This window comes from Streptomyces sp. NPDC058157 (genome assembly GCF_042884105.1).
In the GTDB taxonomy this organism is placed as follows: Bacteria; Actinomycetota; Actinomycetes; order Streptomycetales; family Streptomycetaceae; genus Streptomyces.
The window spans coordinates 1-7,588 of record NZ_JBHVUQ010000285.1; the positions used below are offsets into that span (position 1 = coordinate 1).

The 7,588-nt window shown below is 75.1% G+C and carries 9 protein-coding genes; 4 read left to right on the plus strand and 5 right to left on the minus strand.

The features are described from left to right. The 3 genes from ACFVXK_RS35690 to ACFVXK_RS35700 form a co-directional block, all read right to left on the minus strand. Nucleotides 1-819: ABC transporter ATP-binding protein (locus ACFVXK_RS35690; RefSeq protein ID WP_389620599.1), on the minus strand; the 819-nt coding region annotated here is incomplete at its 3' end. After that, nucleotides 816-1,940: a peptidoglycan-binding protein gene (locus ACFVXK_RS35695; RefSeq protein WP_389620602.1), complete on the minus strand. Its 1,125-nt coding sequence runs from the start codon at nucleotides 1,938-1,940 to the stop codon at nucleotides 816-818. The genes ACFVXK_RS35690 and ACFVXK_RS35695, both read right to left, overlap by 4 nt. Continuing rightward, nucleotides 1,937-2,470 (minus strand): hypothetical protein, encoded by a 534-nt coding sequence (locus ACFVXK_RS35700; protein WP_389620604.1) that lies wholly within the window; start codon nucleotides 2,468-2,470, stop codon nucleotides 1,937-1,939. The genes ACFVXK_RS35695 and ACFVXK_RS35700 overlap by 4 nt, the downstream gene beginning before the upstream one ends. Nucleotides 2,471-2,559: 89 nt before the next feature. On the opposite strand from ACFVXK_RS35700, the gene ACFVXK_RS35705 reads away from it, so the two are divergent. The 3 genes from ACFVXK_RS35705 (at nucleotide 2,560) to ACFVXK_RS35715 (ending at nucleotide 5,497) form a co-directional block, all read left to right on the plus strand. Then, on the plus strand, nucleotides 2,560-3,225 hold the full coding sequence (locus tag ACFVXK_RS35705) for a response regulator transcription factor (protein WP_389620607.1): 666 nt from the start codon (nucleotides 2,560-2,562) through the stop codon (nucleotides 3,223-3,225). 5 nt (nucleotides 3,226-3,230) lie between these two features. Then, nucleotides 3,231-4,499: a sensor histidine kinase gene (locus ACFVXK_RS35710; RefSeq protein WP_389620610.1), complete on the plus strand. Its 1,269-nt coding sequence runs from the start codon at nucleotides 3,231-3,233 to the stop codon at nucleotides 4,497-4,499. Between the two features lie 221 nt (nucleotides 4,500-4,720). Beyond that, nucleotides 4,721-5,497 carry a polysaccharide deacetylase family protein gene (locus ACFVXK_RS35715; RefSeq protein WP_389620613.1) on the plus strand — a complete coding sequence of 259 codons (777 nt, stop codon included), beginning with the start codon at nucleotides 4,721-4,723 and terminating at the stop codon, nucleotides 5,495-5,497. Here the strand turns inward: ACFVXK_RS35715 and ACFVXK_RS35720 are convergent. Together ACFVXK_RS35720 and ACFVXK_RS35725 are read right to left on the minus strand one after the other, a co-directional pair. Next, the gene (locus ACFVXK_RS35720; RefSeq protein WP_389620616.1) at nucleotides 5,469-6,095 is read right to left on the minus strand and encodes a hypothetical protein; all 627 of its coding nucleotides are present in this window, start codon (nucleotides 6,093-6,095) and stop codon (nucleotides 5,469-5,471) included. The genes ACFVXK_RS35715 and ACFVXK_RS35720 overlap by 29 nt on opposite strands. Before the next feature lie 78 nt (nucleotides 6,096-6,173). Next, nucleotides 6,174-6,347: a hypothetical protein gene (locus tag ACFVXK_RS35725; RefSeq protein WP_389620619.1), complete on the minus strand. Its 174-nt coding sequence runs from the start codon at nucleotides 6,345-6,347 to the stop codon at nucleotides 6,174-6,176. A gap of 317 nt (nucleotides 6,348-6,664) precedes the next feature. On the opposite strand from ACFVXK_RS35725, the gene ACFVXK_RS35730 reads away from it, so the two are divergent. Continuing rightward, nucleotides 6,665-7,588: septum formation family protein (locus tag ACFVXK_RS35730; protein ID WP_389620622.1), on the plus strand; the 924-nt coding region annotated here is incomplete at its 3' end.

Sequence of the window (7,588 nt, forward strand, 5' to 3'; positions counted from 1 at the left end):
GCTGCCACCGACGCCCCCTCCCTGGCCGTGGGCACGATCCAGGCCCTCCGGCCCCGGGCCGGGGTGCGTGCGGGACGCGGTCCGGGGGTGCCGGTGCCAGGCGTCGGAGACGATCTCCCCGTCGCGGATCCGGACCGACCGGGGCAGGCTCGCCGCGATCTCCTGGTCGTGGGTGATCACGGCGATGGTGGCCCCGTCGCCGTTCAGCTCGTGCAGCAGTTCCATCACCGACCGGCCCGACGCCGTGTCGAGGGCGCCCGTGGGCTCGTCGGCGAGCAGCAGGTCCGGCTGCCCGGCGACGGCCCGGGCGATCGCCACGCGCTGCTTCTGGCCGCCGGACAGCTCGTGCGGGCGGTGTTCCGTCCGGTCGCCGAGGCCGACGCGTTCCAGGGCGGCCGCCGCGCGGCGGCCGCGTTCGGCCCGGGAGAGGCCGGAGTAGAGCAGCCCCTCGGCGACGTTGGCCCGGGCGCTGATGCCGGGGACGAGGTGGAAGGACTGGAACACGAAGCCGACGTGGCGCGAGCGCAGGGCGGACAGGGCCCGGTCGGACAGGGCCGCCACGTCGTGGCCGGCGATGGCGACCCGGCCGGCGGTCGGCCGGTCCAGGGTTCCGACGATGTGCAGGAGGGTGGACTTCCCCGAGCCGGACGGGCCGACGATGCCGAGGAGTTCCCCCTCCAGGACGGTCAGGTCCACCCCGCGCAGGGCCTTGACCCCGCCGGGGTACTCCTTGGTGACGCCAGTCAGCTCCACGACCGCGCGGGCGTGGCGGGCGTCGGGGGCGTGCGGGGCACCGGGGAGGGGGGACGCGGTGGTCATACGTTCGGCACCCCCACCCGCATGCCCTCCTTCAGGGCGTCCCCCTTGACCTCGACCCGGCCCTGGCCGAACATGCCGAGCTCCACGGGGACCTCCCGGACGGCGCCGTTCTCCACGACCTGCACGCCGAAGCCGCCGCCGGCGAGGGCGAGCAGGGCGTTGACGGGGACGGAGAGCACGCCCTTGCCCGTCTCGCCCGTCAGCCGGACCGACACCGGGGCCTGGTCGGGGCCCTTGGCCTGGGCGTCGTCGTCCAGGGTCACGGTGACCTGGACCTTCGGTTTGCCGTTCCCGCCGGCCCCGCCGCCCCCGCCCCCGCCGCCGGAGCCGCCGGAGCCGTTGCCCTCGCCGTCCGGGTTGGCGGTGCTGCCCACCGAGTCGACCTTCCCGGTGGCGGTGCCGCCGCCGGGAAGGGTCACCGTCACCAGGTCCCCGCTCTTGACCGTGCCCGCCTTGGCGGCGTCCAGCTGGAAGCGGACCATCCGCTGGGTGCCGGTCACGGTGAGGACGGGCTTGGCGGGACCGGGCTCGTCGCCGACCTGGCTGTCGTTGCGCTGGACCCGCTGCGGTCCGGAGGCGAAGGCGATGTCCTCCTTGCCGACCTCGCCGGTCTCCGGCGCCTTGTGGGCCTTCTGCCAGCGCTTGACGGCCGTCGCGGTGCCGGCCGTGAAGGTGGCGTCGTCCGGGTCGAGGCCGGTGCCGTGGCCGAGTGCGACGAGGTTGCGCTTGAGCTGTTTGACGTCCTCCCCCTTGTCGCCCGTCTTGAGCGCCCGGTACATGGGCGTGGTCCCGTACATCAGGCGGACCGGCCGGCCGCCGATCTCGTAGAGCCGGCCGTCCCGCTCGACGGCCGTGCCGGCGCCGGCGGTCCAGGTGAGGACGCCGGGGCCGGGGGCGCCCAGCCGGCGTTCCTGCGCGTAGCCGAGGGTGCCCTCGACGGTGAGGCCCGAGCTGAGGTCGCTCCGGCGGACCGGTTCGGTCCGCGGCGGCATTCCGTCGGCGTGCCGTTCCTCGTCCGCCGCCCGGTCCGCACGGGGCTGGGCGGTCACCGCGTAGCCGCCGCCCGTGGCGGCGACGACGACGGCGAGGGAGCCGAGCAGCCACTTCCCGCGCCGGCTCACGCGACCTGGCACTTCTTCTGGGCCTCGGCGAAGGCCTGCTCCTGCCCCTCGGGGATCTTGGTGGCGCTCGTCGAGTTCCCCTTGAACTCCGGGTCCGGGACGTCGACGCCGTTGTCACGCATGCACTTGGCCCACTTCAGGGCCTTGTCCTTGTCGGCCTGCGGCATCTCGCCGGTGCCGGGGGCCTGCATCCCGCAGGCCTCGAAGGCCTTCTTGACGGCCTCGGGGTCCTCGCCGCCGGTGCCGAGGGTCATGCCGCGCGGGTCCTGGCCGGGCTGCGGGTCGGGGGCGTCCACGCCGTGCTCGCGCAGGCACTTGCGTACCTGGAGGGCCTTGTCCGCGTCCTTTCCGGAGGTCCCGGTGCCGCCGGTCGTGCCGTCGCCCTTGCCGGAGGCTCCGGCGTTGTGCTGCGCGGAGTCGTCCTTGCCGCCGCCGGAGGAGGTGCCGGCGCCCGTGCACGCGGTCACGAGGAGGGCCAGGCCGGTGACGACGGCGGCCGCGGTCATGGTCATGCTCGAGGATCGGTTCATGGGGCGCAGCCTGCCGGGGAGGTCGGTTTCGCTTCCTTCACCGATCATGTTTATGACGAGGAAATGCGGCCTTCGAGTAGAGAGGGCTCATGCGAGTGCTGGTGGTGGAGGACGAGGAGTTCCTCCGGGAGATGATCGCGGAAGGGCTGCGCCGTGACGCGCTGGCCGTCGACGAGGCGGGTGACGGGCTGGAGGCCCTGCGGCGCCTGCGGCTGGGCGAGTACGACGTGCTCGTGCTGGACCGCGATCTGCCCGGGCTGCACGGGGACGAGGTGTGCCGCCAGGTCGTGCGGGAGCGGATGCTGACGCGGGTGCTGATGCTGACGGCCTCGGGGACGGTGCGCGACCGGGTGGAGGGGCTGGGGCTGGGCGCGGACGACTACCTCACCAAGCCGTTCTCCTACGACGAGCTGCTGGCCCGGGTGCTGGCCCTGGGGCGGCGGGCGCATCCGGCGCTGCCGCCGGTGCTGGAGCGGTGCGGAGTCGCCGTGGACACGGCGCGGCGCACGGCGACCCGCGACGGGCGGCGGCTCGCGCTGTCCCGCAAGGAGTTCGCGGTGCTGGAGGCGCTGCTGCGGGCCGAGGGGGCGGTGCTGGGCAACGACGACCTGATCGAGCAGGTGTGGGAGCAGGACACCTCGTACCGGACGAACGCCGTCCGGGTCACGCTCAGCAAGCTGCGGGCGAAGCTGGGCGAGCCGCTGCTGATCGAGACCGTGCCGGGGGCCGGCTACCGGATCGCCGATCCGCTGTGAGAGCGGTGCTCCGTTCCGAGCGCGCCCGTCTCACGGCGCTGTACGGCTCGCTGCTGGTCCTGGCCGGCGGCGGCCTGATCGCCCTGGTGAACCTCCTGCTGCGGGGCGGGCTGTACGCCCGGATCAGCGGCGCCGTCACCACGGCCGTGCCGCGCGGCGAGTTCGAGAAGGCCCTGGTGGAGGCGGGCAGGACACCGGTGCCCGCCCAGTCGCTGCCGGCGGACCGGATCCCCTCCTCGGCGGAGTTCCGGGGATACGCGGTGACGCGCAACCTCTCCACCGCCGTCGAGCAGGCCACCCTGCACGAACTCCTGCTGGTCTCGCTCGTCGCGCTCGCCGTCTTCGCCGTGCTGTCCGTCTGGCTGGCCTGGTGGATGGCGGGCCGGGTCCTGCGGCCGGTGGGGGTGATCACCGAGACGGCCCGCCGGCTGTCGGGGGCCAACCTGCACGAGCGGATCTCCCTCCAGGCCCCGCCCGGGGAGCTCAAGCGGCTGGCGGACACCTTCGACGGGATGCTCGACCGGATGGAGAGCCTGGTGGGGGCGCAGCGGCGGTTCGCGGCGAATGCCGCGCACGAGCTGCGCACCCCGCTGGCCGTGCAGCGGGCTGCGGCGGAGATCGGGCTGGCCGGGGACCCGCCGCCGGAGAAGGTGGCCAGGATCCGGGAACGGCTGATCGGCGTCGCGGACTCCAGTGAGCACCTGATCGAGTCGTTGCTGCTGCTCGCCGTGTCGGAGGAGGGCCTGGAGGCCACGGAGCCGGTGGACCTCGCGGAGCTGGCCGGGGCGGACCTGGCCGCGACCGCGCACGAGGGGCTGACGGCCGTCACCGATTTCGCGCCGCTGACGGTCGAGGGCGACCGCGCCCTGCTGGACCACCTGATCCGCAACCTGCTGACCAACGCCGTACGCCACAACCGGCCGGGCGGCCGGATCGAGGTGAGCACGGCGCGGGGGCCGGCGGGAGGTTCCTTGACGGTGTCCAACACCGGGCCGGTGATCGACCCGCAGGACGTACCGCGGCTGCTGGAGCCGTTCCGCCGCCGGGCCGAACGCCGCCACACGGCGGGCGAGGGCGCCGGGCTCGGTCTCTCGCTGGTCGCCTCGATCGCCCGTGCCCACGGAGCCCGGCTGCGGGCGGAGGCCAATCCGGCACCGGACGGGGGCCTGACCGTCACGGTCCTCTTCCCGGCCGGAGCAGGGGCCGGAACCGGGGCCGGGGCCGGAGCGGCCGGGCGGCAGGAGGGGGCGATCCGCCCGATTCGCCCGGTGTGAGCCGTCCCACGCTTCCTTGACCGGGGCAGGAGGGCTCCCTAGCGTCGAGAGGGCGGCCGGGGGCTCCCCCGGCGCTCCGGTCACGCCGGCCGCCGCGGACATCCGGGGAAGACGCCCTCGCGCCCCCGCCCGCCGCGTCGGCCGGAACGGCGGGCACCGCGGGCACCGCGGCACCGGCCGACGGGAACGCACACACGCAGAGGAAGACCACGTCCATGGGCATGAGCAGCAGTTCCGCGCGCCGTCGCCGTACGGGCTCCGCGATGGCGGCGACCGTCCTCGGCCTCCTGGCGGCCGCTGCCGGCCCGGCCCTCGCCGCGGCGGACTCCTCCGCCGCCGGCCGCTCTCCGGCGGCGTCCTCCTCCCGGCCGGTCCACGGCGCCGCCGTCCCGCAGGGCATATCCCGCCTCGCCCAGGGCACGGGCCGGGCCGTCGCGATCACCGTCGACGACGGTCCGGACCCGACGTGGACCCCGCAGGTGCTGCGCGTACTGCGGCAGAACCACGTCAAGGCCACCTTCTGCCTGATCGGCACGCGGGCGCAGAAGTACCCGGAGCTGGTGCGCGAGATCGCCGCCGACGGGCACCAGCTGTGCGACCACTCCGCCGACCACGACGAGACGATGGACCACAAGCCGGTCGACTACCAGCGCCGGCAGATCCTGGACGGCAAGGCCATGATCGAGGCGGCCGTACCGGGCGTCGCGGTGAACTACTACCGCGCGCCGGGCGGCGCCTTCACGCCCGCGAGCCGGGCCGTCGCCGCGGCGGCCGGGATGCGCCCGCTGGGCTGGAGCGTGGACCCCAAGGACTGGAGCCGCCCCGGCCTGCCCGCCATCGTCTCCGCCGTGGAGGACAAGCTGCCCGAGCTGCCCACGGTCCTGTTCCACGACGGCGGCGGCGACCGCAGCCAGACCGTGGCCGCCCTGCGCCAGTACCTCCCCTGGCTCCGTTCCCAGGGCTACACGTTCACGTTCCCGGCACGCAGCGCCCCCTGACGGGCGAGCGGAGCGCCGCCGCGAGGCCGGACGGGGAGTCCACCGAGGTGTAGACCGTCGTCACCACCCGCCGACCGGCGCGGCCCAGGTCCAGGTGGACGGGCGGGTCCAGCGACAGGGCGACGTTGAGGGACGCCTCCACCGAGCAGGCCACCGCGCCCGGCTCGCCCGGCACGGGGCGCGGGCCGCGGCCGGGCACGGTACGGACGGCCGGCGCCATGGAGCGCACCGCCGCCCGGGGCAGGGCCAGCTCCCCGAGGAACCCGGTCCGCAGCGTCACGTGGTCGTCGTCCACCGTGTGCGGATGCCGCAGCAGCGCGGCCACGAGTCCCAGCCCGGCCAGGACCAGAATCACCTCGCACACGGCGTGCACCGGCCGTACGGCGGGCGGCAGCGCCGAGGAGAGGACGAAGGCGGTCACCAACTCCGTCACCACCATGACCAGCACCAGCTGCCGCGTCGACGCCGAGTGCCGCAGGCCCGCTTCGGCCCGGCGCAGGAGTGCCCACCGGACCAGGCAGACCCCCCACACCCGCAGGACCGCGGCCGCAGGGGGCCTGGCCGTCACGGTGCCCGCCATCCGCTCCCGCTCCGTCACGCGCTCTCCCCCGTCCCGCCGGTGCTCCCCGTCCCTCTCAGGGTGGGGCCGGGCCGGGCGGGCCGGAAGTGACGTATGTCAGCGATCGCCCGTGCGCCCGGCGACGGCCGGGGCCGGGGGGCGGTGTCCGGCGGGGGTGCGGGGTTCGTCCTCGGCTTCGGGCGGCGACGCGTCCTCACCGGCGACCGGGCCGGGGGCCTCGGCCGGGCTCAGGGCGGCGATGCGGGCGCGGGCCCACGCGGGATGGCACATCGGATGACTCCTCTTCGTCGGGTCCGGAAGGCTCCGGACCGGTTCCTGAACGCGGGTCAGGCCGTCCGTGGGGCGCGGCGGGCGCGGCGCTCGCGAACCGTGCGGCCATGACCGGCAGGCTAAGTGCGGGCGGGGAGCGCGGGCTTCTCCGTTCGTGACCGATGAGTAGGCGTTCCGGCCCGGGCGGAGGGCGGATTGCGGCCAGGGGATACTAGGGCGCGGCCGATGGTCACATCATCCGTTCACCCGTTCCCGCGCTGTGGCTCGACGCCCTGTCAGCGGGCTTGTCCCACCCGCCCGCGAGGAGCACCACGCGCATGTCGACACCCCCTCAGCCACCGCCGTACCCGCAGCAGCCGTACGGGCAGCCGGGGCCGTACGGACAGCCCGGCCCGGCGCCGCAGGGCGCGATGCCCGGGCCCGGGTCGCCGTACGGAGACCCGCAGGGCTGGTACCAGCCGGCGCCGCCGCAGAAGACCAACGTGGCGGCCGTGGTGGCGTTCGCGCTGTCGCTGATCTGCCCGGTACCGTTGCTGCCGCTGATCCTGGGCATCGTCGCGATCTCCCAGATCCGCAAGGAGGGCGGCCGGGGCAAGGGCCTGGCCGTCGCGGCCGTGGTCATCCACGGCGCGACCCTCCTCGTCGTCGCGCTGGCGGTGGTCCTCGGCCTGACGAAGGCGGCCGAAGGGGTCTCGACCCCCCGGCGCGACACCCACGGCCAGGTCACCACGCCGGGATCCAGCAAGGTCGAGGACATCCGCAAGGGCGACTGCTTCAACACCGACGACGACCTGTCGAAGACCCAGAAGGGCGACGGCACGCAGGCCCGCCTCTCGGTGCGGACCGTGCCCTGCGGCCAGCCCCACGAGGGCGAGGCGTACGCGGTGTTCACCCTGGACAACGGCGCGTTCCCCGGCACGGACAAGATCGTCACGATGTCCGAGGAGAAGTGCGGCGGTCCCGCGCTGACCGACTACGTGGGCGAGGCGGAGAAGCTGCCGAACAACCTCGAGGTCTTCTACTACTATCCGCAGGCCAGCAGCTGGCTGCTCGGCGACCGCACGGTCACCTGCTTCCTGGGCACCGCGGGCGGCACGAGCACCGGTTCCGCCCGCGCCGGCGGTTCCTGCCCCGTCGTGCGCGGCCGCCGGCCCCCCGGGGGGGGGGGCGCGGGGGGGGCCGCGGGGGGCCGCGGTGCGCGCGGTGGCCGGGCCGCAGGCCGTCGGGCCGGCCAGCAGGGC

Excerpts from the sequence above, each read along its gene's own strand:
- ACFVXK_RS35700 (WP_389620604.1), bottom strand. The coding sequence starts at position 2,470 with ATGAACCGATCCTCGAGCATGACCATGACCGCGGCCGCCGTCGTCACC.
- ACFVXK_RS35705 (WP_389620607.1), top strand. The coding sequence starts at position 2,560 with ATGCGAGTGCTGGTGGTGGAGGACGAGGAGTTCCTCCGGGAGATGATC.
- ACFVXK_RS35715 (WP_389620613.1), top strand. The coding sequence starts at position 4,721 with ATGAGCAGCAGTTCCGCGCGCCGTCGCCGTACGGGCTCCGCGATGGCG.
- ACFVXK_RS35725 (WP_389620619.1), bottom strand. The coding sequence starts at position 6,347 with ATGTGCCATCCCGCGTGGGCCCGCGCCCGCATCGCCGCCCTGAGCCCG.